Genomic DNA, 23,609 nt, shown 5'->3' on the forward strand with positions numbered 1-23,609 from the left:
AGTAGGCCGCGACGTGGTCTCAACAGAGCTTCCCCGTGACCGTCCGTGACGATTACGAGACATTTATGTTCCTTATCCGAAGTTCATGGGAGAGGTGAGAATGCTCAGGCCAGACCCGATAGCGCCCCACATAGCGCCAGAGGCGCGAGCGTTAGCGGACAATCGAGCACTCTGAGCTTCAAACTGTGCAGTACCGACACCAGCTTCCTTGGCCCACTCAGTGTAGACCTTACCGGCTTTCTTGTTGTGTTCGAGCTGCATATCTTGGAGCGTCCGGTTGACGTCGTTGACCTTCCCGCCAGCGTCTATGATCTGGAGAGCGACGTTCTTCCGAGCGTTCGCCATACCGAGCGACAGAGACATCTTGGCGGTCTCGTTCTTGGCGCTGGCGTAATCCGCCTTGCCTTGAGCGTTGATCGCTTCGACCTTGCCGATAGCGTTGTCGCGAAGAGCCGTGACAGCCCGTTCACGGTTCCGGTCGATCTGCGTGACGTCGATGCCTTTGAACATCGCCAGTTCACGGACCTTCCGTCCCATTGTTGAAGTGTTTGTTCCCGAGACCCCTGCGAAGGCTCGTACCGAGGAAAGCTCCTTCTGGTACATCATGACCCGCGCTGAGACCTTGTTCGAAGCGTCTTCGTTGACCTCTTCGATATTCGCCTTGGCGTTCTTCAGGATCTCGTCTTGTTGACGGCGGTACTCGTCGTACCGGATGCCGAGGCTTTCGTTGATTGCTTCCGTGGTATGCTTATGCTCAAGCGCCATCGCATCGTATTCGAAGTTGGTACGCCACTTGGCGACCTGCGTCTGGAGATCCTGGTTGACCCGGTCGATCTCCATCTGCTTCTTCGTGAACTCTGCCTCATACTCACGCATTTCCTGGTTGAGGTCGAGTTCTTGAGCATTAATGACGCGACGATACTCTGCCCACTCGGCGTTCGCCTGTCCTTGGGCTTTGGCGTAAGCCGCTTGTTGCATACCTCCCGCGATGCCGACACCTGCAGAGGCGACGGCACCAACGGCGGCTAATGCACCCATAGATTATCCTTGCTTGGAAATTTCGTTGTAGAAGCCCCGCCAGACCGCTGAATTGACGATCATAGGGAGGTGAGTTTCGTTGATGATTTCGATCCTTGTGGTGTCTCCACGGGACTTCACAGGAGCGGAGATCTTCCCGGTCAGGATAGGAACGGTACCGACCGCATTGGATGGTGTCCCGATCTGACGTCCGGTCATCTTGACGATCCTCTTGTCGCGCTGTTGAGGGGTCACATGGACCTCGAAATACCCGCTGTTCGTGAATGAGAACTGGATATCCTTCAGCTGCAATCGGCCGGAAATCATCGCGGCGTTTGACTGGTCCCGCATGAAGATGCGCGACAGCTCGACCCGCTGCTTGTAGTTCTTGCCGACATAGACAGGATGAGCGCTGAAGTCCCCGACCACCTCAATCGTTGTTGAGGTCGGATAGGTCACTTGAAGCAGACGGCCTTTAAGACCTTCCACCCACTCGCCGCCGAGGATCACTTGGTACTCGTCATCATGTGGTTGAGAGACCGTGAACGTGGTCCGATCCGTCTGTGCGTCATAGACACCAGACAGCTCTTCACGCCAGTCCAGCTTGACGTCAAAGCCGAGTCCCTCGTCAATCGCTTCCTGCTCCAGGGGGATCTTCGTCAGACACAGGGTGTCGTTGTGTGTCACCAGCACGTAGGCCGTGTCGTTGATCACCTTGACACCGTCGATGTAGGAGTTGTCGAAGGTCCACCGGCTCCAAGCTGACTGGATCTTCTCCTGACCGTTCCAGAACACACGATAGGTATACATTGAGGCGCTGTCGCCATCGGCCACACACAGCAGCGTGTTCGCGATAGCTGAGCCTTCCATAAGGTAGACCCGGCCAGGGATGTATCCTTCAGCGTGTTTGGTCACGTCAATGGCGGTGTTGGAGAGCGTGTCGTCATCGTAGAAGTATTCGTAGATGACCGTCTTGCCTTGCTTCTCAGCAGCGAAGTACAGCTCGTCACCGAGTGTTGTCGGACGACACAGGTTGGTCGCCTCGTAGCTCGTTGCGAGATCCACAGCGACACTCGTCGGTGTCATGAAGTCACTCGATGCCAGCTCGAACTGAGCCAGATCGGCAGACAGGAAGAGCGCCCGTCTGAACGGGACCACCCACTGCAGGATCGTCACCTTGGTGGTGGACGCTGCGATATCTACCGGATCCGAGTCTCCAACCACGTTGGCCTGATCCGGCCAGAGGTTGAAGAAGTCAGCAGCCTGGGAGAAGAAGGTGTTCTCGTCAGAGACGAAGCCTAGACGGTTCTTGAAGAAGAAGATGTCCTTGAACGCTCGACCGACGAATGACGGATCCTTTACGGACTCAGCGTCACCCACTTGACGATCAGACCATTCCACTCGGGAGACGGAGAACGAACCGTCCTCTTCTCGAACGATCTGGTGAGGCATAGTCTTGGCGTCGAAGCCGATCACCTCTCCGGGTTTCGCACACTCCACCCATTCCGTATCAGCGGATACGTACTTGACGTAATAGTCGTCTAGTGGTGAAGCACCGTTGGAGATCCGGTAAACGTCACCATCAGTGGCGCTTCCCGGTAGGTCTGAGAACAGCTGAACGCTGTCCCTGAACGTCCCCGGTGCGGTCTTACTCGGATCCATCACCACTTCCGTGGTCCGGTTCACGACGAACGTGTAGTCGGCTACTGTGACGAATGAGAGGTTCTCAGGGATCTGGGAGAGATAGGTCTGGACATCGGCATCATACGCTTGGACGGTCTGTTCTGTGCCGTCAATGAGATCGAAAACCTTCAGGTCACCGTTCTCAGAGATCAGAATAGCGTACCGCTCATTCTCATCCCGGTCCATGATGTGCATCGTCCAGTCGAGAGAGCTGTCCACGTCTGTAAGCGCAGCGATCATCTGCATACACGGACGACCCTCGAAGCCTCCGCTCACGACAGAGAAGAGGACGTTGTCAGCTGCTTCGTGTTGAGACGGGAGACGGACGTTGGAGGGTTGCCGGGAGATGCCGTTGAAGAATGTCTTGATTGATTGATCGGTTAGGACACCCATTAAGCGTCCCTCATACGGCTGTTGCGGTGGCTCATGTAGAAAGAGAAAGGGTTACTGTTGAGGATGTTCGTGTCAGCGGTCTCAGACTCCTCGTCGAGGAGATCCGCCCAGGCTTCTGTGAGTTCCTCTCGGATCATCTGATCGAGGCTCGTCGAGGTCGGGCTGACACGTTGAAAGGTTCGCGCAGCCATCGCTGTGATGTAGCGCTGCAGCGTGTATGTGAGTTCATCCCAAGCGAGCTGATAGACGATGTCGCAGCTCAAGCTTTTGTTGAAGATGTAGGTCTTGTTGTCGAGATCGTAGAGGCGGTTCTTCCGCTTCACGACCTGACGTGATTTGTCGATACCGACTGTGTCCACCTTGAGGGTGTTGTTCGGTAGAAAGATTTCCCCTGAGATGGAACGGGAGAGAGTGACACCACGTTCTGTATTGGCGTACCAACCCTTCTGTTGGACGTCCATGTTCGTGTTGTCGAGGATCCGTTCGGCGTTCTCAGCATCGCCCAGACCGGACTCCAGCGAGTTGACTGGCGACTCGCCAATCGCGTCCAGCATCCGGTTGACAGCGTCCAGTTTGCTCAGCATTTCCTGTCCTTGACGAAAAAAAAGGTGACCCCGCCGAAGCGAGATCACCATGTGTTGCTCGGAGCTGATTCAGCTCGTGATTAGGCCGGTGCGCCGGTACGGAACTCGACAGCGCACTCCGGACGGAGCGGGTCAGAGCCGGTAGCCATCTTCGCGACCATGAAGTCAGTTTGACGACGAACGTCCCGCTCAGTTTCCATCGCGAGATCCATCAACTTGACGGTACCGAGAGCCCACGGGGTCCACAGAACACCAGTTGTGGTGCTGTAGTTGCCGCGATACTTCGGATAGACGCCAGCGTCCGCAGACTCGTCAGTGCCCGGAATGGTGCGCTGTGCCATGATGGCGACACCGTCAACCATCAGGACTTCACCACGACCAGCGATACCACCAGCCTGAGTACCGAAGTCACGGTTCAGAACGAGGTAGTTGCCGGAAGCGTCCTTCGCGTACTTGATCGCGTCGAAGACCTTCTTGTTCACCAGCATGAAGCGCGGGTGATCTTCCGGAACGTCCTTCTCGAACAGCTCCTGGTTCGCTTGGACGATACCGTCGATCCAATCCACGCCGGAGATGGTTCCGGTGTTGGTCAGGTTGGCGTCTTCAATGACGTTGCCGCCTGGGAACGGGCCGTCAGAAGCGGTACGCGCAGAGCGGATAATGGTCCGCATGGAGTTCTTGTCGAACTCGCGGGCCAGTGCGCGACCAAGCTCGTTGGAGAACTCGGACGTCACGTCGAAGTGCGCCATCTTACGGTCGAGGTCGTAGATCTCGGTGTGCGAGACCAGGAGACCGTCAACGGTGATGGTAACCTCGCCAGTGTCGATATCGTTACCGAGCAGCTCTTTACCAGCGACGTGGTACTCAGAGCTTGCCTTCCAGGTCTTCGGGAACTGGGCGGATTTGCCGTGTTCGATTGTCTGGACGCGGTGTTTGTCGAGCGTCAGAACGCGCTCTTGGAAAGCAGTGAGGACTTCACCGCCAAAGATTTTGAGAAAGAGATTGCGAGCGTCGGCAGAAGACTGACCGGCACCAAAACGAGCCGGGTTAGAGTCTGTGCCATAGCTCGAACCGGTGAAAGTTTCACCGAAGCTATTGGTAGTCATTGAAATAGTAACCCCGAAAAAAGGTATTGATTGAAAAAAGTTTTTGAGAAAATAATTCGAGTATCGCTTCGTTCTTACGCGGATTGTCCGACGTATCGGGTCCGGAATACTTGAAGACTACTCACGACAAGTCTTATCCCACGCCGCCAGCCCGACGTGCGGGGGACGGAGGACTCACCGTTTGTCTGCGGAGGGCTGGTCCACAGACGATAGAGGGACGCCCCGGTATTGAGCTTGAAATGAAGCCTGGGGAGTCAATAGGAGGACCGGGACGTACACCCGCCATAATGGGTGCAGTGGTCCCGGTCATTGCGCTCAACAAGTCAAGGAGGAAAACCCGGAGCGCGAATTAGAAGTTGGAGAGAGCGACACGCTTCCGCACTTGGTCCCGGTAGTCCGGATCTTCGCGATAACGAGGATCGGACATCGCCTTGACCATTTCGTTCTTGGAAGCGAAGGCAGTAGACGACGGACCAGCCGGAGCTGTGTCGTCAACGAGCTTCATACCCGGCTGCTGCGGAGCTGCCTTGCCCATACCGGTACGCTCTTTCAACGAGTCCAGAGCCATCCGCCAATTCGGACCAGCTAGTGTCTCGTTGTAGGCGTCGATCTCCTCCGCTGGGAGGTTGTTCTTCGCCCACTCGAACATCCCGTCAAGAGCTTCCTGACCGCCAGCGTAAGTGGTGGAGATCTGGGCTTGCATCTGAGCGGCTTGTTGGTTCAGCTCCATGAACTGCGTTACGATCTCAGGAGGAATGCCTACCTTCGTGAAGGCTTCCTTGTATTGTTCGTTCAACTCACCAGTCTCAGCAACAGATGTCCACACCTCTTCGAAATTGATCGGTGTGAAGTTGCCCTCCCCTTGACCAACCTTAGCTTGGTCGAGACGGTAGTTCAGCTCCTTGATATGGTTGGCGTGATCGTAGTCGCCGGTTTCCGAGTTCCAGAACTTGTCCATGCCGTAATCCGGCTTGGCAGCTTCCTGGAGGTTCTCGAAATTCTGTTTGTTCGGATCCACACGACCTCCTTGGTTGTCGTATTTCTCCGCCATCATCTGGTTGTATTCAGGGGTGCCACGAGCGGGAGCTTCTGCCCCGCCCGCTTCTGCACCAGTGTCAGTGGTGTCTGTCATGTGTTCCTATTGAGGCATTGGAGGACCGCCAGCTTGGCCTTGTGCTTGAGCCTGTTGCTCAGCCATCAGCCGCTGTTGACGGGTCTGTTGCGCCTCTTGTTCAGTTTTCACTTTACCCGGCAGACCGAGACCAATCATGAAGGTCTTCAGCAGGTCAGGTATGTCAAGGTAGTCGAGGAAGTCAGGTGGAAGTGCCTGGAGTGTCTGCAACACTGTCTGGACACGCATCACATCCTTGTCCCGCTCAAGAGCCTCCAGACCAACCGTAAGAACCGGTTGCGTCATCTGAAGCACAGGCGGCAGCTGACCAGCAGCCATCATGGACGTCATAAGAGCCTCGATACGAGCGCTCATCATGTCCTGGGAGAGATACGAGTAGACGCCGCCGAGGACGCTTTCTAGCTCCTCTGCAATCATCCGGACTTCCTGCGCCGTCACACGCTCCGCGTTACGGATCATGGACGAGGACAGAAGGAACGCTTGGGCAAGCTCTTGAGTGATCCTTGCGATCTCTTGCTGAGCGATCTGCATCCCGGTGACGTTCGCGAACTGCTTGAGGTCAACGTCTTCCGGATTACCGGAAATCACGTCACCGTTCTTCGCCTCTGCGAAACGTTTCCGGAGGTTGCTGCCAGCAGCGTTCGGACGGACCATAGTGATGTGTCGGGTCGCCATTGCGGAACCATCCACCATCGACTTGGACAACAGATCGAGATAGGTCAGATCGGAGAAATGTTCCTCGACCTTGCCGCGTCCGTAATCCTCACCCGGCACCGCGCTCCAGCGCAGCGGGTTGAAGGGGTTCGTAGGCGTAACGCCGCCCATCCCCTCAATGATCTGTCCTTCGACTTCCTGTTTAATCTCCCATCCATCTGGATGCCTCTTAGCGCAGGTAAAGATCTCAACGTCATCCTCTTGGGAAGCTTTGAGATAGCTCTGCGTCTGTTCAGGGAGTGAGGCTTTGTTGACTTTCTCGCGTAAAATCAGCTCGACCAGATTACCGGAGAGATCTCTCACCACAACGTACTGATCCAGGCGATACACACGGATAGAGTTATCCGGCATGTACCGTTCAAGAGCGTTGCCGGTTGATACCAGCAGCTCAAGGGTCAGGCTTGTGGGCTTCCTCCAGGCTTTCTTCTCGATCTCCTTGGTGATCAGGTTCGTCGCCAAGGCAAAGCCCTTCTCAAGGTCAGGCGGGGCTTCCATTAGACCTTCTTGAAGAAGGAGTTCAGGAGGAACCTCAAGACCGAAGAATGGCTGGCCCGTGGGGATAAACGCCACGAGCATTCGAGAAGCGAGGGTCACGACACACCTAGCGCCCAGTCCTTGATATGGCTGGGGGAGCTTGGAGGTCGCGTTATGACCCTCTGGGGGAAGCAGGGTTGGGATCGTCAATGCAGCGCAATCCCGCGCCCGTTTAAGAAATGGTTCTCGCTTAATCTGGAGGTTCTGATAACGCTCCTTCAGCGATTTCATTTAGAAGTCGATAAATAGTCCTGAAGACTGGTTGATGGCAGTGTTAACTGCTTTGGATTTCTTCTTGCTGGTCGTCTTCTTCGTCTTGTTCTCGTTCTTCACTCGAAGATCACCAGCATCTATTCGATCTTGGTCACGAGTTCCCATAATCGGGGCGTCCATGTCGAACTCGGATTCGTCGTACTCGACGCCCTTGTATTCTGGAACAGCGCCAATAGCCGACATATCGATCTCAGGAGCCGCGATGTTGATGTCCGGAAGGTTCAGTTCAGGAACCTTGAGTTCAGGCATCGGAGGCAACTCCGGAAGCTCCGGAGCCGGAGGCGGGTCTGGTGGACGTTGTACGTTGATTTTTGGTCTACCCATTAATCACCTCATTTCGGAATGAACACGCCAGCACCGCTGGACGCTTTGACCGGCGTAGATCCACCAGAACCAACCGAACGATCAGTCCTGAGTTTACCAGATCCTGAACTTAAACGGTTTCGACTGAGATCGGCGGTGTTGTTTGCCCGATCACGACGCCCCGCAGATGCGGCTTGGTTGATCTTGGCGTCTTTCTGAGCCTTCTTGATCTTGTTTAGCTCAGAGGTTCTGTTATGGATCACACTGAAAGCGTCATTCAGAGACAACCGGTATCGACCGATAGCTCCATTCAGCTGACCAATCTGTTGGTTCCTGCTGTTGATCTGGCTTGAGAGTGTGTTCGACATATCACCATACTGGATCTGCAGCTGGCCGAACTGATTTAGAATAGCTTGGTTGTGTTCAAGCACAGCCCCGTATCGGTTCTGGAGCTGCGCGTATTGTTCATAGATACTCACGGTTAACCTTCTCGTTCTATATCCAAGAATGACAGGTTTTCCGAGACCTCTTCAGCTCCGAGCATGTGAGCTATTGCTTTTGTCACCGGGAGATAGTGTTCGATCATGAGGGTCTTGATGTTCAAGATCTCACACATGACGTGGAACTTCTTTATCCCGGCTCGTGAAAGCCATCTTCCCCGGTAATGCGGGCTGACGGTTATGTGGAAGGACCACACCCCAGAAGCAACGTCCTGGGGCGCGAACCAAATGAAACCGACAGTATCGTCGCCGTTGTCTCCTCGTAATACGATGGAGGCAGCGATCTCTTCAGCTGTCCAAGGAAACGGATACTTCCACTCATGAAGATAGCTCAGCATACGCCGAGGATTGTCTTCAAGACGTAGTTTGATCATCTTCCTCAGTTTGCCTTTTCAGTTCTTTGAGTTCATCGATCAGTTCACGCCGACCGGCATAGCGATGAGCCTCTTCAGCTGTCTCGCCCTTACCGATACACTTGTTTGGGAACATCTTGTCGAGTTCCTCAATAAGTGTTGAACTGTCTAATGGAAGTGTAATCATTTTCCTCTCTTTGTCGGTAAGACCGATTTACTGTCAGGTGATGAGAGCTTTCCAGCTGACCGGGAACAACGGTTCGATGATCTCTCCGACCATCAAAGCGAGTTCTTGGATCTCCTCTTGAGAATGGGGATCCATCCGCTGCTTGTAGAAGCGGGCGTAGCTGGCAAGGTTGCCTGTCCAGATCCACTGCACTTCAGCGCCCTGCGGGAGAACAAAGCGAGCCTGTTCAGGACACACACCCTGGCTGATCAAGTGATCATAGGTGTCAATCGCGTCCTCAACGGTCTTCGAGTAGAGTTTCTTGAAGATCGCTTGGTTCTTCGAGTAGAACGTGCCGCCAGACCCCTGCTTCTTGTTGTCAGCCTTCTTCCGCCACTTCTCAGGGAGGTAGACCTCCGGAGTGCTGGAGATGTAGCGGCGGCTCTCTTCGTTCTCAGTGAACCCGGCCTTGTGCTTGAAGCATTGTGTCCGGATCGGAACCGGCGCAGACATCCGGATCGTGATCGCTGTGTGGGCGAAGGGTGTCCAGTGGTTGTGTGTCGCCAGGTAGTTGATGAGCTTCTGGTCACGAGAAGCTAGAGCCTTCTCTGCAGGACCGTTGGTGTCCACACCTGAGTAGACCCATTCACTGGTCTTGTCGAAGCTGACCCGAGCAGCGTTCACGACACTCAGGTCGTCACCCATGTGATCGACGTATTCAGCTTTCATCAGGAACCTCTACGAATGCTTCAAGGATGTCATACTTGGCCAAGACCTCTTCGTCAGTCTCCCGACGATAGTTGGTCCAGAGAGGCGGTTTCTCGGGGTCGATTAGTGTCCGTCCCCTTGCGTAACGCAGCGCGGTTGCGTGGGATTGATAAACAGCAATGTCACACTTACTGTTTCCCTTAATACCGCCGAGCGGTTTGGATCGTGCGACCCATCCGATAGAGACCTTCATCTCAGTCCTCCCAATGCTTCACCCACTGCGCACAGATCCCCGACCGGACGATGTCCGTATGGTCGAAGTTGATCACGGCTGCAGGGATGGCGTGTTTGTAGACAGTCTCGATAGCCTTCTGGAGGCCGCTGTCGGACTTGATATCCTTCTGTCGAAGATCACCTGTAATGACGATCTGGCTCTCTTCACCGATCCTTGTGAGGATCATGTACATCTCAGAAGGGGTGAGGTTCTGCGCCTCGTCAACGATGATGAAAGCATCATCGAAACTGCGACCGCGCATTGTCTCGAACGGGACAACCTCAATGTTGCCTCGTTTGATGTTGGTGTCGATTGCTCCCTGACCACCCATACGGACGGACATGGTCTCAAGGAACGGGATAACCCACGGGGCCATCTTCTCTTCAAGAGTCCCAGGGAAGAACCCTAAGGACGGCCCAGCTGGTACGTTCGGTCTGGTCAGGACCACCTTGCTGACTTGGTTGTTCATCAGCAGATCACCGGCATAAGCGGCGGGAAGGAATGTCTTGCCAGTACCGGCAGGACCAATCGCAAAGACCTGAGGCGAGGACCGCAAAGCATCCAAGTACATCTGTTGCTTCGAGGTCTTAGGGAGGAGCGGCGGAACCTGAGGCCCCACCTTCTCCCGATACTTGCTGCGCTTTCCCAATCAGATCCACCCCATGATCGCGCCAATGACCATCAGCGGGACACCGGCCAATCGAAGGATGAACTCGTTCGTCGCCATCTCAGCGTAGTCGTTGAACAGGGCGATCAGGTTATACACGTAGCCGAGGAGGCCGAGGATGATCAGGACGCAGAAAGTGACGAACGCGCCGACGGATAGAAACAATTTCACGAGGTATTCCTCCTTGAACGAAAGAAAAAGGCCGCAGCACCGAAGCGCCGCGACCCGTTAAGGCTGCAGATTGTGAGTGGGTTAGCGGACCGGACAGGCCCCGGTTGAACAGCCACCAGCGTCCATCTCGTGGAGACTGTTGGCCTGATCGATATCGACTTCCTTGAGACCCGCGACGTACTTCACGAACTCTTCTTCCGAGACCACCTCTTGAGGCAGGTACGGATAACCGAGGTCTTCAGCTGTCTTGGTCACGTCCTGGCGCAAGAGCCAGGAGACGCCAACGTAGGTGTCCCAGTTCTCGAAGAGCCAATCGACGATCTCAGGGATCTCTTCGACCCGGTAGCTGACGGTGATCGAACAGTTGTGATCGACGTAGTTGTCCATGAGCAGCTTGTAGCGCTCCAGCTGAGACACAGCGGACTCGTTGTCGATCAGGAGACCGTTGACCTCGTCGAACTTCACCCCGTCGTTGACAACAGGGAGAGCAGCCAGAACCCCGTCGCTTGCATAAGGATCATCGAATACGCGATACCCAGCATCCCGTAGGAGAGGAACAAGGGGATCTTCCTTCGAGAAGCGGACGTTGTTGATGATGTATTTCGCAATGGGACGGTGTACTCCTTCAGAGGTGTCCATGATCTTGCCGAGGGTGCCGGATGGCTTGACCGTTGTGGTGGCCTTGGAGAGCGGTAGACCGAGTTCATCGGCCATTGTGGTCACACCCTCTTGGGCGTAGTAACGACAGTGTCCGAGAATGATGTCCGGACGTTTGTGGCTACCTCCGTCAATCCACTTCACGATCCCTGTAAGACCAACACCGGTCAGTCGTAGGAACTCGTTCAGCTCATGCCAGCTGTCCGACAAGACACCGTCACGGAGGTTGACACAGGTCTGGCGATAGTTCGCCCGAGCGGCCAGATAGATCGCGTACCAGAGACCGCCTTCATCCCCGATGAACTTCGCCATATCCACCTCGACGAGGTTACAGAATGACTTGTCCCCCAAGAGGATCTCAGCGCACGGATTACAGCCCTTGAACCAACCGCCACGAGCCTTCGCAGCAGCTGCGTTGATGAAGCCCGGTTCGGATCCACCAGCGTCCACCATCATCTGGAAGAGACCTTTGATCTCCAGCTTGGTGGGCTTCTCCCAGAACAGCAGGGAGTTGTTGGACTGAGCGCGTTGTGGGTTCCAATACGCACCTTTCTCAGTGATCTCTCGGATAAACTCCTCGTACGCTTCACCGAAGCAGTCCTCTGGAAATTCAACCAAAGATCCGTCTGGCCATTTCCATGAGTAGTGGTTCTTCTTCGCGACAGCGAAGTCGAGAGCCTCAGGATCGCTTGACGGCATCACGCAGATCTCTGCCGACCGGCGCGAAGACAACGTGGTCCCGAGCCAGTTCATGATGTCCATGATGTCGATCTTGGTCAGGAGCTGACCGGCGCGGCGGTTGAGGATGTTGCAGATCTCGAAAAGAGCCTTGGAGAAGGTCTCGTCACCACTGGAAATCCAGCCGTAGCCCTTCAGTCGTTCACCGGCTGAGCGGATCTGAGTGAAGTCTAGGACGATCTTATCGACCTTCTTCTTCATCCGCAGGATCTTGCCAGGGACTTTCGCCCAGGCTTCAGCGCTGTCACCGATCTGGATAAACCAGATCTCCTTGCCGTCGTTGTCCACGTAGGAGTGTTCAACGTTGTGTTCGACGCCCTTCGGATCACCTTTCACCTTCTGTGAGCGGAGGATCTCGATCTCGACCGGATCAGTGAAGCCAGACAATGTCCCGTCGATTGGCTCGAAGCCGACACCACAGCCTTGCAGCAGCAGCCAGAAGGCGTCCACGACATCAAAGACGTTCCTCACTTGCGTGAACGAGCAGTTGAACTGCGAGGCTTCGCGGCTCTTGGCGACTTCGGTGCCACCCAGCCAGAGGGTTCGGCCAGACACACTCACCTTGCGGTCGAGCATCAGCTGCTTCAGTTCGAGCAGCTCGTTAAGCTCGTCTTGGGTCAGGACAGAGAACGGGTCATTACCATCGCCGCCCTTGGCGCGAGCCCAGAGCCACGCTTGGTGCATCATCACCCGGTCAACAGTCATGTCCCAGGTTTCAAAGGCCGTCCCTGCATCGTTCAAAGGACGGTTGTACGTGCGCCGCGTAATGAGCTGCGCCCGGAAAGAAGGTTGGTGTGTCATGTATTCCTAGAAAAGTTGGAGGTCAGTTGGTCGCTGCAGGTTTCGCCATCGGACCAAAGAGGAACTCACGGATCGTCTGTTCAGCCGGGACGTAGTTCGGACCTTTGAGGATCTTGCCGTCATCGCGGCGGATCGGGTTTCCATCGTCATCGAGCTTGGAGAGGTTGCTCTCATCCACGAACTGGAAGACCTGTTGACGCATCTCGGTGTTGTGGCCGCAGAGGTTCTCCAGAACGAAGGCAATCGCCTCAAGCTGGACCATCCGCTTAACCGGGACGGAGTCTTCACCTGACGCCAGGATGTACCCGGTCATGACGTATTCGACGTCAGCGAGTTCCTTGGCGAGGTTGACGACAGCCTCACGGACTTCAGCCAGTTCTTCAGCAATCAGCTTGTCCCACAGTGCGGGATCCTGGCTGGCTTCGAAGGTGGTCATGAAGTTGCGGAGTGCGTTGATTTTTTCCTGGTTCATTAATAGCCCATAGATGCGCGGACCTTGGACCGGAGTTGGTCAAGGGTGCCGTCGTTGAAGAGATGAAAGTCGAAATCGTAGGCGTGTAGACCTGCTTCACTCTCGTGAGAACGTGAGTCCAAGAGAGTAATGTCCGGTCGGATAACCTTGATGGCGTCTCCACCCATTTGCTTGATCAACCCAAGCTCATTCGGGAAACGCATGTCATCAACAACGACCGGCAGACCGCGTGATCGGAGAGACTTGATCTGGTCATGGGCGACCTTAATCCAGAGATCCTGATGGATATGATTTCGGCCCCATTCAGTCCCGAGTGTCTGCATGAGACGACGAGGTGTGAGTTCTCCCCAGCCAGGGATCGGCTCCTCTTTAAGAGACCCTTCGACCATTTCTTCAGGGTCGAAACCAATGTATCCAAGAAACACACGGGTCATCTCTTTGAGACACCCGGCGAACTTCACCAGGGTGAACCCGTATTCCTCGACAAGAACCTTTGCGACCTCGCTCTTGCCCGATCCCATGACCGGGCTGTAGAGAGCGATGAGATCAGGTTCAGTCTGGAACAGCTCCGGCTGGTCTACGCTGTCGTTCCGTTCCACAGCTTGATCTGCTTCGTGTCCCAATCGTAATCTCCATGTCTGAGGATCCGAGCGACGAGTGATTGCAGCGATAAGTCCGCCTCGCTCATGCCCGATTTGTTTGCGTAATCGACCATCGACTCCCAGACGGAACACGGACCTCCCTTGACCCAGTTGGTCTTGGACTTGCCCTTGTTCTTTCCGCGAGAGATCGTCTTGGTTTCTTTGAGAAGTCGATGAGGGTTCGCGAGGATCTCTTGAGCCTTCGCTGGACCGACGCCTGGGATGCCGGTGTATCCATCGACAGTGTCCCCGCACATGGTCTGCTTGAGGTGAAACTCATCAGCGTACCGTGTGTTGATCTTCCGGGGTTTCTTGTCTTTCGTGGGGTTGAAGAGGTAGCCAGGACAGGAATGGAGATCCTTGTCTATGGTGACACCAACGAAGGTTCGCTTAGGCGATCCCATCATGATGCCGATGATGTCGTCAGCTTCCAGCTTGGGCTGACGGAGAACCTCGTACTCATCCTCCAGGGCGTTGACCGCAGCGAGGTAAGCCTCAGGCTTCTCTCCGGTTCGGTTGGCCTTGTAGGTAGGCAGGAGTGTCTTGCGGAAGTTCTCGTCACCGGAGAAGCAGCAGATCGCTTCCTTACATCCAGCGGCTTTCATCCAATCTTCAGCGATGCGGAGGGCATCTTCGACTGCTTTTTCGGGGGAGACAGTGAGACCCTCCTGTCCGTCTCCCCAGTCGATGTCGTTTTGAGCTGCTACCGACGCCCGATAGGCGACGATGTCAGCGTCAAGAAGGGCGATTGACATATTCGTGTAGGTCGTCAAACAGCAGTTCGAGATCGCCAAGAATGTTCGAAGAACGCTCGAACCATTCCACCTGTTCCGGATCCGGCCAGACGTTCAGCTCGTTGGTCGGCTCAGTCTTCATCTCCGGTTCCCAGCCCATGCGACCGTGTTCGTCCAGTTCGAGAACGGACTTATAGTCGAACACCGGACAGAGCCTGGCCGCGACTTCGCGGTGACCACGGAAGCGGATCTGACCGCCGTATGCTTCGTTGATCTGGTGACAGAGGCCACGGAGAGTGTCGAATTGAGCCTCAGTGAAGTCTCCTTCATGGAGACCGTTCAGACAGATGCCGATGGAGCCGGTGTTGTGGCCCTTGACGTGAGCGCCAGTACGTTCGAGCGGTCGTCCCTGTTCACACAGACCACCAGTCTGGATGAAGTAATGGTAACCGATCCCGTTCCAGCCTCGTTGGAGGTGCCAGTCATCGACTTCCGATGCCGTGACCGTCGTTCGAGACACAGCTGAGCAGTGCAGCCAGACCGTATGGACGGGCCGCTTGGGTTTCACAAAGTACATTAGTGGGTGTCTTTCCAGTTCTTGCCGATGTCGTAAGCACCAGCCAATGGACAGCGCATGTCGAAGTGTTCACCGGCCTCACGGATACAGTCCGCTAAGGTCTCGGCGTATGCCTTCGAGATGTCTGGGTGGGTTTCTGATTGGACCTCGTCGTGGACATTGGCGCAGTAAGCCCAACGTTCCCCATAGGGTCCGAATTTGTGAGAGTGGTTGAAGTGGAACAGGATCAGCGCCTGTTTCATCACGATTGCGCCACCGCCCTGGAGCAGGAAGTTGAACGCAGAGTGTTCCGACCGGACATAGATCCGGCGACCGTCTAGGCCCTGGATGTACTTCTTCTTCCCGGCCTTGTCCTTCACCTTATCGACGAGCTTGTCGAGGCCTTTCATACCCTTCGCCAAGTCCTTACGGGCCTTCGCGCCGAGCGCCTTCTTGTTGCCTTTCAGGTTGATCCCGGCTTCTCGGGCATCATCGACAATGATCTGACCGAGCTTGACGTCCCCTGCCCCATACATCAGGGCGTAGAGCAGCCTTTTGGCGTTGTCGCGCTTGTGAAGGCCAACAGCCTTCTGGTTGATCGTATGGGCGTCTGTACCAGCTTCTTTACTACCCTCAAGGAGAGCCCTGGTCAGTGCGCCACCGTCGAACTTGCCGAGGTAGTGAGCCAGCATCCGCAGCTCTAGACCTTCAGCGTCAACCCCTACCAGATCCCAGCCGGGTCGTGCTTCCCAACACTCCCGCATCCGCAAGTCTTTCTTATCGACCTGCGCCATGTTCGGTTTGAAGTGTGAGCATCGTCCGGTCGCTGCACCAATGGTGTTGACAGCGCCGTGGACCCGGCTGGTTTCCTCATTAACAAGTTTCAGCCAGCCGTTTTCACCATCTACGACCTGTCCAAGAAGCTTGGTGATCCTGAGGTACCTGTTGAGGACTTTCGCCTCCGGATACTTCAGTTTCGCCAGGACCGACTCGTCGATTGCGGGGGAACCTTTGTCGGTGAACTTCTTGGGCTTCCACTTGTATTTCTTAATGAGCCGGTCAGCCGCTTGTGGACGTGATCCGGGGTTGAAGATTTCGAGCTTCAGACGACTGTATGGCTGACCCTTACGGATCGCCTTACGGTTGGCCTTAGGCATAACCTCTGCAGTGCCTTTCCGCTTGTCAGCGATCAGGCGCGGCGGGAACACCTCTTGCAGCTCACGCTCGATGTCAGAGGCTTCTTGGCGAAGCTCGGCTTCAAGACCACGAGCCTTACCCGTGTTCAGATGAAAGCCGTTCTGGACCTGCAGTGAGATGATGTAGGCAAAGAGGTTCTCAAGCTCGAAGCTCTGGCCCCAGTTACGGAGCTGCGGTTCAAGCTTGTGGTACAGTTTTCGAGTGACGACGACGTCTTGTCGTGCGTACTCGACGAGTTCTTTAGAGAACCGGGAGAAGTCCTTGAACTCTCCCTTGTATTCCCCGAGACGCTTCCCCCAGTCGTCGAGGCTGTTCGCTCGTTCTGACGGGTTGAGAAGACGCGCTGCGACCAGCGTGTCCCACACTTGATGAGGTGTGAGCGTCCCAGGGTAGAAATGGTTGATTGCATGGATGTCGAAACCCTGACCGTTGTGGAAGACCACACGGTCGGCTTCTTTCAGACGCTTAATGGCGTCTTTGATCGGAGGGAACCCGATCTGGTCTGCGTAGACAGTCGCTTCGTCAGTGTTCGCGTCACCTAACTGGATCGTCCAGAGGCGGGTCATGACATGTAGGAAGCCGTTCGTCTCGCAGTCCGCGATCAAGACTGTCAAGCTGAACCTCCTTGAGGATTTCTTTGGCTAAATCCGGAGGACACTCGAACCATTCACCCGCAGTCGGGATGCCGAGCATGGAGAGACGTTTGTGTGTCTCGGCCTCCGCTGTGATGCAGTCGCTGAACAACAACGCAAAGAAGATCGCGAACCCACGATAGGGGTCGGATCGGTTGTAGTTGCCCAGTCGATTTCTTGGATTTACTGAACGCCCGACAGTGATCCACGAGGGCCACTGTGCGGGGTTCCAGATGATGTAGACGTAGCCTTTAGAAGTCCGAGTCTTCGTCGTCTTCGGCTTCGAAGTCTTCTTCATATGCTACTTCGTTGAGACGCCCGGTGTCCTTGTCGTACCGGACGTATGCGGCGATCCCGGTCTCACCGGAAAAGCGGTTCTTCAGGACACGCACCTTGGTCAGGTTACGTGCGTCTTCGCTCTTGGCTTGTTGGTTCCGCTCAAGGCCGATGACCATGTCAGACAGCTGTGCAATGGCTCCGGAGCCCCGAAGTTGTGACAGCGAGATCTGAGCGCCATCCTCGTGACCCTTCTTGTCCGCTCGTTTAAGGTGCGAGATCAGGTGCATACCTACTCCGCTTTCTTCCACGAGGGATCTGAGTTGTGTCATGAGGTTGTCGATCACCCGGCGTTCGTCTGATCCTGTGTCCATGCCGGAAACCACGATTGAGATGTGGTCCAGTATGATGAAATCGACGCCGAGGCCTTTGGCCAGATACCGCATCTTGGACATCAGGTTGTCGTCTTCGAGAGAACCGAAGTGATCCAACAACCAGAAGCGTCCGCAACCGACAGTGGCTTCGAAGGCGATCCGCATGTCCTCCTCCGAGACCTCTTGGCCGGGGAGATGGATAGGCTTGTTGAGGTGGATCCCCATCAGCCCTTTAGCGGTACGTCCGACATTCTCTTCGAGCCGGATAGATGCGACCTTGTAGCCTTGCTTCAGGAGGTCGTATTCGATCTCTCGAACAAACGCTGACTTGCCCATACCGGACCCAGCGGTCCACGTCGTAAGCTCACCTTTCCGCTGGCCGTAGGTGATGCCGTTCATGGACGGCCAAGGGTAGGAAATACCCTGCTCTGTCTGCTTGACCGCCTGTTCCCAGACGTCCTTGCCAGACACGATGCCGTCAGGCCGGTACTCAGACGCTTCCCAAAATGCCTGGACAAGCTCCTGTGTCCGTCCCTCCTTGAGCATCTCGTTCGCGTCTTTCAACGGAAGCGTGGCGATACATGCCTTGCCCGGTGAGAGAACACGAGCGCACTCTTGAGCGGCCTTCTGTCCAGGCTCATCGCCATCGAACATGAAGACGATCTTCTCGTAGCTCTCAAGGAACTCCAGGTTCTCCTTGACCGCTGCGGCAGCGCTCTGCGCACCGTTTGGAATGGAGACAGCTGGCCATGTCTTGAGAGCTTGATGAACCGACATGGCGTCGATCTCACCTTCAGTCACTACGAGGCGTTTACCGCCTTTACGAGCGAGGTGTTGACCGAACAGACCGGCCTTTGAGAAGTCGCCAAGGGTGTAGAACTTCTTGCTCTTGCCGCGAACTTTTTGAGCAACGGTACGACCGTTTGCGTCTTTGTAGGGAGCCACCTGGATGGTGTCGCCTGTCTTCGGATCCTCGGTTACGAAGTACCCATATTTCTGACAGACTTCTTCCCTGATTTTACGAGCCGGGAGGTCGCGGAAACCGTCAACCGGCAAGAGGTCTTTGTTCTTTTTCTTCTCCGTCACGCCTTTGCTTTCTTGACCGTCGGGAGGGAAGCGCTTGTCACATGAAAAGCACTTGCCCCACCCGTCGTCGTTGATTGAATAAGCGTCGGAGGAGTCACCGCACGGACATGCGATGTGCTGCTCCATCCAACCCATTAAGCGGCCCGTGCAGCCGTCTCAGCCGGTCCCGGCCAGTGCGTCAGTTCGTACTGGACATAACGCTGTCCGGTGACCTTGTTGGTCTTGCGGTGACGCTCGAAGCGGAACCCTTCATCTTCCAGATCCAAGATCCGGCGCGGCAGCGACATAATGCGATGTTCGTCAATCGCCTCGCGGACAGTGATGGTCCGTTTGCGGGCAAAGTGAGAGGTGAGAATACGGGTCTGTTTCATGGAGTGTTCTCCGGAATGGGTTGGTTATCTGGCGATAGGTCCGACTTACTGAAGGTCTTCGAGCAGGGAGTTCAGCTTCATAGCTGCACGACCAGCCTGGGCGCTCTCATCGAGCAGCCGGTCACGCTCGGACTGGTGATCGTCGATTCGCTTCTGATGCTTCTCGACCTTGACGTCGTTCTTGTTCCGGAGCTTGTCCAGGTCGGCCAGGGTGGAGTTCATGCGGGAGATGATGGAAGGCAAAGTGATCATGTGATGTCCTCAGGGAGTGGGAAAACATGGAGGTGAGCGCCCGGTGTTTCGCCTTCTTCCGGGTACCGTTTGGAGATCCAGAGACCGACAACCAATTCGTCGTCCAAGTAGGCCCGTTGAGCCTTAGTCAGGCTGTCGAGTGGACCCTTGGCGTAGTTGTCAACGTCCCCCTTGGGGATCTCACGCTGTACGGTTTTGGGAGGTTCGGCGACGACTTCGGCCCAGACGACACAAGGTCCGTCGAAGACCTTCTCAGGCTCTGGTGATTTCAGGAGTTCGTCGAAGCAGTAGGTCTTGTACTGCTCGTAGGTCTTTGCGTAATAGACACCGCCCCACTTCGAAAAGCGGGGACGAGACGCAGGAACAGGCTTACCCGCCAGCCATGTAGAGAAGATGGCTGGAAGGCAAACCTGCCTGATCGTAGCTAGGATGAGTTGTCCGAGCTTAGAAGTCGTCGTCGTCGTCTTCGGCGTCGTCTTCTTCGTTCTCGGTATCTTCTTCGTCCTCGTCTTCTTCGTCGAAACCGTCGCCGTCGTATTCGTAGCCGTCCTCGTCCTCGAACTCGCCAGCGGCATCAAAGCCGTTGTTGTTCTTGGTGATCAGCTGTACGGCGTTCAGCCACAGAGCGATGGTCTTGTTGTTGCTTGGTGTGCAGGGGTTCAAAGCGACATTGAGCTTGATCTCGTCAGCGGACTTGATGACGTTGTTCGGCAACGTCTTACGCTTCGCATCGACCATCGTCGGACGCTTCTTGGACTTCGCCGTGATCAGGTACTTGCCACGGAACTCTTCCTTGTCCTGGCCCTTATCAGCAGCGTCGTCGGCGATCTCGTCCCCGTCTTTGATCGGTAGAGAGACACGCTCCGGCTTGGCTTTCGGCCATTCGGTCTTGGCCTCTGCCAGACACTTTGCGCGGAAGTCCTCGACCCACGGTGCGTCCTTATCGACGACCAGGGTCACCTTAAACTTGTCGTCAGAGAATTTCCGACCGCTGTCGGCCTTCACGAGATATGCATAAGCGGCAATACCAGCGCCGGTCGTGGTCCGGACGTACTTACGTTTTTCAGCCATTCTTGCGGCTCTTCCTTTTCCGTTTCTTTGGAGTTGGGATGTTGTGGAACTGGGACCATGTGTCCCGAACCATCCCAGCGAGGTGTCCCCGCTGGCGACGATCCAGACCTGACCGGTCGAACGTGGATCCGTTGATCGTCAGGTCGTCATGGGCAGCGCCCATTCGAAGGGTGATCTGCATCAGTTGACCTCCCCGTTGTTGGCGATGGCCTCAAGCAGCTCGTCCCAAGCCTCAAAGGGTTCGAGGCTGTAGTGTTCGCAGCTCTCCATGAACTCCTTAACGAGACCGAGAAGAACGAACGCGGGTTCGTTGACGAGGGTGGTGTCTTCGACGGTGGCTCCCCGACCAATCAGGAGAGCGGCATCGACGAGATCTTCGGAACGGAACTGGGCCATTCGGTATTCCTTGTGTGGTGTTGTGGTTTATCTGCCGATAGGTCCGACTTAGTGGATCGAACGTCAGAAACTTACTGTTGCTTATGAGAAAAAGAAGTCAGACCGGAGGACTTCGGCAACGTCAAAGTCGCCTTGGCCGAGGAACTCTTTCCAGTGAGGGATGGACGGACAGGCTTCTGCCCAGGTCTCGTGGAGAGTGTCCAGCCAGTTGGTTGAGTAGATGTCAACGAACTCCTTTCGAAGCGTCAATGCCAGCTGGTCAGTGTCACAGGCGTGGACACCGAAGCTGTCGTGGATCATAAGAAAGTCACTGTTACCCGCATCCGCAAGAGCATTGACCGTCCTGCTCAAGTGAGCCGCGTCGAATGAGTGGATGAGGTTCGGGGCCGATGCCAGGGCCTGTTTCTTTGGGTTCAGCCCGGAGAGCGGATCCTCTGACCAGAGAACCTGCTCACCGTAGAGTGTCTTCACCTTGGACCGGGCGAGGTTGAAGTAACTCTGCGTGATAAGGTTGTTGTTTGGAGTCTTCCACACCAAAGGAACGTTCTGATCGGCCATTTTTTCAGCACACGTCTGGATCCAGGCCATGACCTGTTTAGCAGCAGCGATAGTTTCGCTAAGTGCCTTAACAATAACGTCTTTAAGGTAACTTGCAGCTGCCCACTTTTCAGGCTTTGTCATTTCCTTGTAACCAGCTAGAAGCTTGACGTGGCCGTCCTTGTACAGCTGGGTGGCAATCCCACGTTCCGTCACTCCATAAGGCGTGGTCATAACTGCCCGCTTCACGACCTTACGTCCTTTAGCTGTGTCTTCAAGGACGGCCAGCCACTGCGCAGACCACTCGACACCGTTCGTGATGTCAGACGCCAAGATCCGGCGAGCGGATGCGGCCACCTCTAGGTAAATGTCTTCGCGCTGGGCGCGGGCCATGAGGTTGGTTGCCTTCGCTCCAACCGGGTCTTTGGACATCGCTGAGAGATGTTGCAGACCGTTGCAGGAGCCGTCGAGCGGGATCGCAAGGTGTGAGACATACTCAACCGATCGATCTCCCAGGGCAGTCGCCTCATCCAGTTCGAAACAGGTCGCCAGGAAGCCCCAAGGCTCATCCGCCTGGGTCCACCAACGGGATCCGTCGAGAGGATCCATAGCGCACTCGATGATCTGGTCGAGGTGGTCGAGGGTCCACTGGTACCGCTCATCAAGAGGCAGCTTGTCCTCTCCGAAGCAGTTGGCAGCACGAACGGCCAGCCAGTAAAGGCCGCGAGATCCGAGAGGCTTTCCACGAGCGAACTCGATCAGGCCCTTACAGACGTCATCACCCTGGGAGTGGAAGGTCTCACACATCGGATAGAACCGGCCCCGGAAGTCGAGGAAGAACGGCTCATAGAACTCAGGATGGTCAGCCATCTCACGAGCCACGGAGAGCTTGTCGAGGAACTGCTTACGGCTCGAACCGAGGCGAACGATCTCCATATGAGCCTCTTCACGAGACGCCTTGTGTTCGCTCTGCTCGTCCTTGGACATATCCTCCCACTCTTCGTCCTCCTTACGTCCAGGGACGACCGGATCGTGAGCGGAAGGGAGACCGGCGATCTGGTCACCGGCCATCCATGCCTCGTTCAGGACCGCAAACACACGTTGGTTGATCCGCTTGGGTGTCGCTCCGAGAGCGTTGAGGGTCCGCAGCGCGTCGTCAGAGATCGCGTTCGGGTTGGACCCGGAGTGCTTGAAGATCCCGCAGCGCATGATGTCCTCTTGGATCATGTAGTAGCCGCCGTCGAAGTCTTTGGAAACGTGTGTCATGTGGTCCTCGCGTATAAGAAAATCGCTGTTATCCGTGGGCAAAATTTGTGCGGGTCTCTCCCCGCTTGTCACCGGCTGACCCCCGGTCAGGCTTAGGGCGCTACCCTAAGATGCCTGCTTTGTCCGCACCCACGGCTTCGGTGGGCAGAGCATTGGACGGAGAACCGGCTTCTGAAGCTCACAGTTCTCCCGCTGGTCCTTGAGAGCAGCCAGAGCCTCCGGAGAGAACCGGACGACCTTGGCCCCGTGGCCGCGTTCGAAGATCATGGACATCTCGAACCAGCCTTGCCCTTCCTCAATAAGAGCCTGGACCATCCGCGCTCCGAGGATGATGGCGTCCTTACGCTGCTTCCTGGCGCGGCGTTCACCGTACTTGGTCATGAACCGGGACCACTGCTTCTGGTTCACCGGCTGGCCCTTGAGGAACGCAAGGAGCTTCTTGTACTTACTGATGTAGTCCTTGTCCTCCTTGGCAGCAGCCTGTTCAGCCGCCTTCCATTCCTCGAACTCCAGCTGCTGGAAGAGCATGTTGCCGATCTTCAGCTCGACCGAGGTGAGCTTCTTGGCGAGAGCCTTCTCGCTGTACTCATCGGCCATCATTCCACGCAGGGAGATCACAGCGGTCTGTTCAGGATCGAGGAGAGCCAGGGGAAGCATCCCCAGGGAGAACTGGCCCTTCGGTTCAAGGCAGTACAGAGCAGCCTCGTCACGCATCTGGGTGACACGCTTGATCAGTCCTGGCAGGATGTCGTCGTAGATGATCCGGGTGGCGGTCTGGTCCGCGAGACCCTTGCGAGTGGTGTGTCCGTCTTCGGTCGGCTTCCCTCCTTGGTCTTGGAAGCGGAACCGGCGAACGCCTTCCTCAATGCAATGGATCTCGAAGCGCTTCTGAGCCTCCATATCAGCCACCGAAACTTGGGCGGTAGGCTTTGTAGCCATATTGGGCTGGGTCATTTTTGTGCCTTTCGGAACCA

The 23,609-nt window shown here is 55.7% G+C and carries 30 protein-coding genes; all 30 read right to left on the bottom strand.

Annotation, left to right across the window (positions count from 1 at the left end):
- Nucleotides 1-72: 72 nt before the first annotated feature.
- The 30 genes from SADFL11_RS06200 to SADFL11_RS06345 all read right to left on the bottom strand — a co-directional run bounded on the left by SADFL11_RS06200 (nt 73) and on the right by SADFL11_RS06345 (nt 23,589).
- Nucleotides 73-1,038, bottom strand: a complete 966-nt coding sequence (locus SADFL11_RS06200) for a hypothetical protein (RefSeq protein WP_008193888.1) — start codon at nt 1,036-1,038, stop codon at nt 73-75.
- A 3-nt stretch (nt 1,039-1,041) separates the two neighbouring features.
- Nucleotides 1,042-3,093, bottom strand: a complete 2,052-nt coding sequence (locus SADFL11_RS06205) for a phage nozzle protein (RefSeq protein WP_008197464.1) — start codon at nt 3,091-3,093, stop codon at nt 1,042-1,044.
- A complete protein-coding gene (locus SADFL11_RS06210; RefSeq protein WP_008189256.1) occupies nt 3,093-3,677 on the bottom strand; it encodes a hypothetical protein in 585 nt (194 codons plus the stop codon). The genes SADFL11_RS06205 and SADFL11_RS06210 overlap by 1 nt, the downstream gene beginning before the upstream one ends.
- 80 nt (nt 3,678-3,757) lie before the next feature.
- Nucleotides 3,758-4,783: a phage capsid protein gene (locus tag SADFL11_RS06215; protein ID WP_008196376.1), complete on the bottom strand. Its 1,026-nt coding sequence runs from the start codon at nt 4,781-4,783 to the stop codon at nt 3,758-3,760.
- Nucleotides 4,784-5,132: 349 nt separating this feature from the next.
- Nucleotides 5,133-5,915 carry a capsid assembly protein gene (locus SADFL11_RS06220; RefSeq protein ID WP_008193692.1) on the bottom strand — a complete coding sequence of 261 codons (783 nt, stop codon included), beginning with the start codon at nt 5,913-5,915 and terminating at the stop codon, nt 5,133-5,135.
- A 6-nt stretch (nt 5,916-5,921) separates the two neighbouring features.
- Nucleotides 5,922-7,394 (bottom strand): portal protein, encoded by a 1,473-nt coding sequence (locus SADFL11_RS06225; RefSeq protein ID WP_008197458.1) that lies wholly within the window; start codon nt 7,392-7,394, stop codon nt 5,922-5,924.
- Nucleotides 7,395-7,760 carry a hypothetical protein gene (locus SADFL11_RS06230; RefSeq protein WP_134852925.1) on the bottom strand — a complete coding sequence of 122 codons (366 nt, stop codon included), beginning with the start codon at nt 7,758-7,760 and terminating at the stop codon, nt 7,395-7,397.
- Nucleotides 7,761-7,768: 8 nt separating this feature from the next.
- Nucleotides 7,769-8,218, bottom strand: a complete 450-nt coding sequence (locus SADFL11_RS06235) for a hypothetical protein (protein WP_008197468.1) — start codon at nt 8,216-8,218, stop codon at nt 7,769-7,771.
- Nucleotides 8,219-8,220: 2 nt separating this feature from the next.
- On the bottom strand, nt 8,221-8,613 hold the full coding sequence (locus SADFL11_RS06240) for a hypothetical protein (protein ID WP_008197472.1): 393 nt from the start codon (nt 8,611-8,613) through the stop codon (nt 8,221-8,223).
- Nucleotides 8,594-8,779, bottom strand: coding sequence for a hypothetical protein (locus SADFL11_RS06245; protein ID WP_008189342.1), 186 nt, complete (start codon nt 8,777-8,779; stop codon nt 8,594-8,596). The genes SADFL11_RS06240 and SADFL11_RS06245 overlap by 20 nt, the downstream gene beginning before the upstream one ends.
- A 33-nt stretch (nt 8,780-8,812) precedes the next feature.
- Nucleotides 8,813-9,487 (bottom strand): FAD-dependent thymidylate synthase, encoded by a 675-nt coding sequence (gene thyX, locus SADFL11_RS06250; protein ID WP_008197461.1) that lies wholly within the window; start codon nt 9,485-9,487, stop codon nt 8,813-8,815.
- Nucleotides 9,477-9,719: a hypothetical protein gene (locus tag SADFL11_RS06255; protein ID WP_008197463.1), complete on the bottom strand. Its 243-nt coding sequence runs from the start codon at nt 9,717-9,719 to the stop codon at nt 9,477-9,479. Before SADFL11_RS06255 ends, thyX begins: the two co-directional genes overlap by 11 nt.
- Before the next feature lies 1 nt (nt 9,720).
- On the bottom strand, nt 9,721-10,359 hold the full coding sequence (locus SADFL11_RS06260) for a PhoH family protein (RefSeq protein ID WP_040452013.1): 639 nt from the start codon (nt 10,357-10,359) through the stop codon (nt 9,721-9,723).
- A gap of 30 nt (nt 10,360-10,389) precedes the next feature.
- The gene (locus tag SADFL11_RS06265; protein WP_008197470.1) at nt 10,390-10,578 is read right to left on the bottom strand and encodes a hypothetical protein; all 189 of its coding nucleotides are present in this window, start codon (nt 10,576-10,578) and stop codon (nt 10,390-10,392) included.
- A gap of 81 nt (nt 10,579-10,659) precedes the next feature.
- The gene (gene nrdJ / locus SADFL11_RS06270; protein WP_040453523.1) at nt 10,660-12,774 is read right to left on the bottom strand and encodes a ribonucleoside-triphosphate reductase, adenosylcobalamin-dependent; all 2,115 of its coding nucleotides are present in this window, start codon (nt 12,772-12,774) and stop codon (nt 10,660-10,662) included.
- A gap of 22 nt (nt 12,775-12,796) precedes the next feature.
- Nucleotides 12,797-13,246 carry a pyrophosphohydrolase domain-containing protein gene (locus tag SADFL11_RS06275; protein ID WP_008189297.1) on the bottom strand — a complete coding sequence of 150 codons (450 nt, stop codon included), beginning with the start codon at nt 13,244-13,246 and terminating at the stop codon, nt 12,797-12,799.
- On the bottom strand, nt 13,246-13,869 hold the full coding sequence (locus tag SADFL11_RS06280) for a deoxynucleotide monophosphate kinase family protein (protein WP_134852926.1): 624 nt from the start codon (nt 13,867-13,869) through the stop codon (nt 13,246-13,248). Before SADFL11_RS06280 ends, SADFL11_RS06275 begins: the two co-directional genes overlap by 1 nt.
- Nucleotides 13,824-14,642: a hypothetical protein gene (locus SADFL11_RS06285; RefSeq protein ID WP_008190219.1), complete on the bottom strand. Its 819-nt coding sequence runs from the start codon at nt 14,640-14,642 to the stop codon at nt 13,824-13,826. Before SADFL11_RS06285 ends, SADFL11_RS06280 begins: the two co-directional genes overlap by 46 nt.
- Complete coding sequence (locus SADFL11_RS06290) at nt 14,623-15,198, bottom strand: N-acetylmuramoyl-L-alanine amidase (RefSeq protein ID WP_008195923.1); 576 nt, start codon at nt 15,196-15,198, stop codon at nt 14,623-14,625. Before SADFL11_RS06290 ends, SADFL11_RS06285 begins: the two co-directional genes overlap by 20 nt.
- Nucleotides 15,198-16,988, bottom strand: coding sequence for a DNA polymerase (locus SADFL11_RS06295; RefSeq protein ID WP_050776110.1), 1,791 nt, complete (start codon nt 16,986-16,988; stop codon nt 15,198-15,200). Before SADFL11_RS06295 ends, SADFL11_RS06290 begins: the two co-directional genes overlap by 1 nt.
- Nucleotides 16,909-17,304, bottom strand: coding sequence for a GIY-YIG nuclease family protein (locus SADFL11_RS25830; RefSeq protein ID WP_081450603.1), 396 nt, complete (start codon nt 17,302-17,304; stop codon nt 16,909-16,911). Before SADFL11_RS25830 ends, SADFL11_RS06295 begins: the two co-directional genes overlap by 80 nt.
- On the bottom strand, nt 17,258-18,742 hold the full coding sequence (locus tag SADFL11_RS06305) for a DnaB-like helicase C-terminal domain-containing protein (RefSeq protein ID WP_008190411.1): 1,485 nt from the start codon (nt 18,740-18,742) through the stop codon (nt 17,258-17,260). The genes SADFL11_RS25830 and SADFL11_RS06305 overlap by 47 nt, the downstream gene beginning before the upstream one ends.
- Before the next feature lie 134 nt (nt 18,743-18,876).
- Entirely contained in the window at nt 18,877-19,113 is a 237-nt protein-coding gene (locus tag SADFL11_RS06310; protein WP_008193269.1) for a helix-turn-helix domain-containing protein, read from the bottom strand.
- 45 nt (nt 19,114-19,158) lie between these two features.
- Complete coding sequence (locus SADFL11_RS06315; RefSeq protein WP_008197467.1) at nt 19,159-19,365, bottom strand: hypothetical protein; 207 nt, start codon at nt 19,363-19,365, stop codon at nt 19,159-19,161.
- Nucleotides 19,362-19,859 (bottom strand): RusA family crossover junction endodeoxyribonuclease, encoded by a 498-nt coding sequence (locus tag SADFL11_RS25835; protein ID WP_407690689.1) that lies wholly within the window; start codon nt 19,857-19,859, stop codon nt 19,362-19,364. Before SADFL11_RS25835 ends, SADFL11_RS06315 begins: the two co-directional genes overlap by 4 nt.
- The gene (locus SADFL11_RS25550; RefSeq protein WP_008195319.1) at nt 19,810-20,436 is read right to left on the bottom strand and encodes an ssDNA-binding protein; all 627 of its coding nucleotides are present in this window, start codon (nt 20,434-20,436) and stop codon (nt 19,810-19,812) included. Before SADFL11_RS25550 ends, SADFL11_RS25835 begins: the two co-directional genes overlap by 50 nt.
- Nucleotides 20,429-20,617 carry a hypothetical protein gene (locus tag SADFL11_RS06330; RefSeq protein ID WP_008190050.1) on the bottom strand — a complete coding sequence of 63 codons (189 nt, stop codon included), beginning with the start codon at nt 20,615-20,617 and terminating at the stop codon, nt 20,429-20,431. Before SADFL11_RS06330 ends, SADFL11_RS25550 begins: the two co-directional genes overlap by 8 nt.
- The gene (locus tag SADFL11_RS06335; protein WP_008194614.1) at nt 20,617-20,832 is read right to left on the bottom strand and encodes a hypothetical protein; all 216 of its coding nucleotides are present in this window, start codon (nt 20,830-20,832) and stop codon (nt 20,617-20,619) included. The genes SADFL11_RS06330 and SADFL11_RS06335 overlap by 1 nt, the downstream gene beginning before the upstream one ends.
- An 81-nt stretch (nt 20,833-20,913) precedes the next feature.
- Nucleotides 20,914-22,635 carry a DNA-directed RNA polymerase gene (locus SADFL11_RS06340; RefSeq protein ID WP_008195805.1) on the bottom strand — a complete coding sequence of 574 codons (1,722 nt, stop codon included), beginning with the start codon at nt 22,633-22,635 and terminating at the stop codon, nt 20,914-20,916.
- Between the two features lie 105 nt (nt 22,636-22,740).
- Complete coding sequence (locus SADFL11_RS06345) at nt 22,741-23,589, bottom strand: hypothetical protein (RefSeq protein ID WP_040452008.1); 849 nt, start codon at nt 23,587-23,589, stop codon at nt 22,741-22,743.
- Nucleotides 23,590-23,609 lie beyond the last annotated feature (20 nt).

It is taken from the genome of Roseibium alexandrii DFL-11 (assembly GCF_000158095.2).
Classification (GTDB): Bacteria; Pseudomonadota; Alphaproteobacteria; order Rhizobiales; family Stappiaceae; genus Roseibium; species Roseibium alexandrii.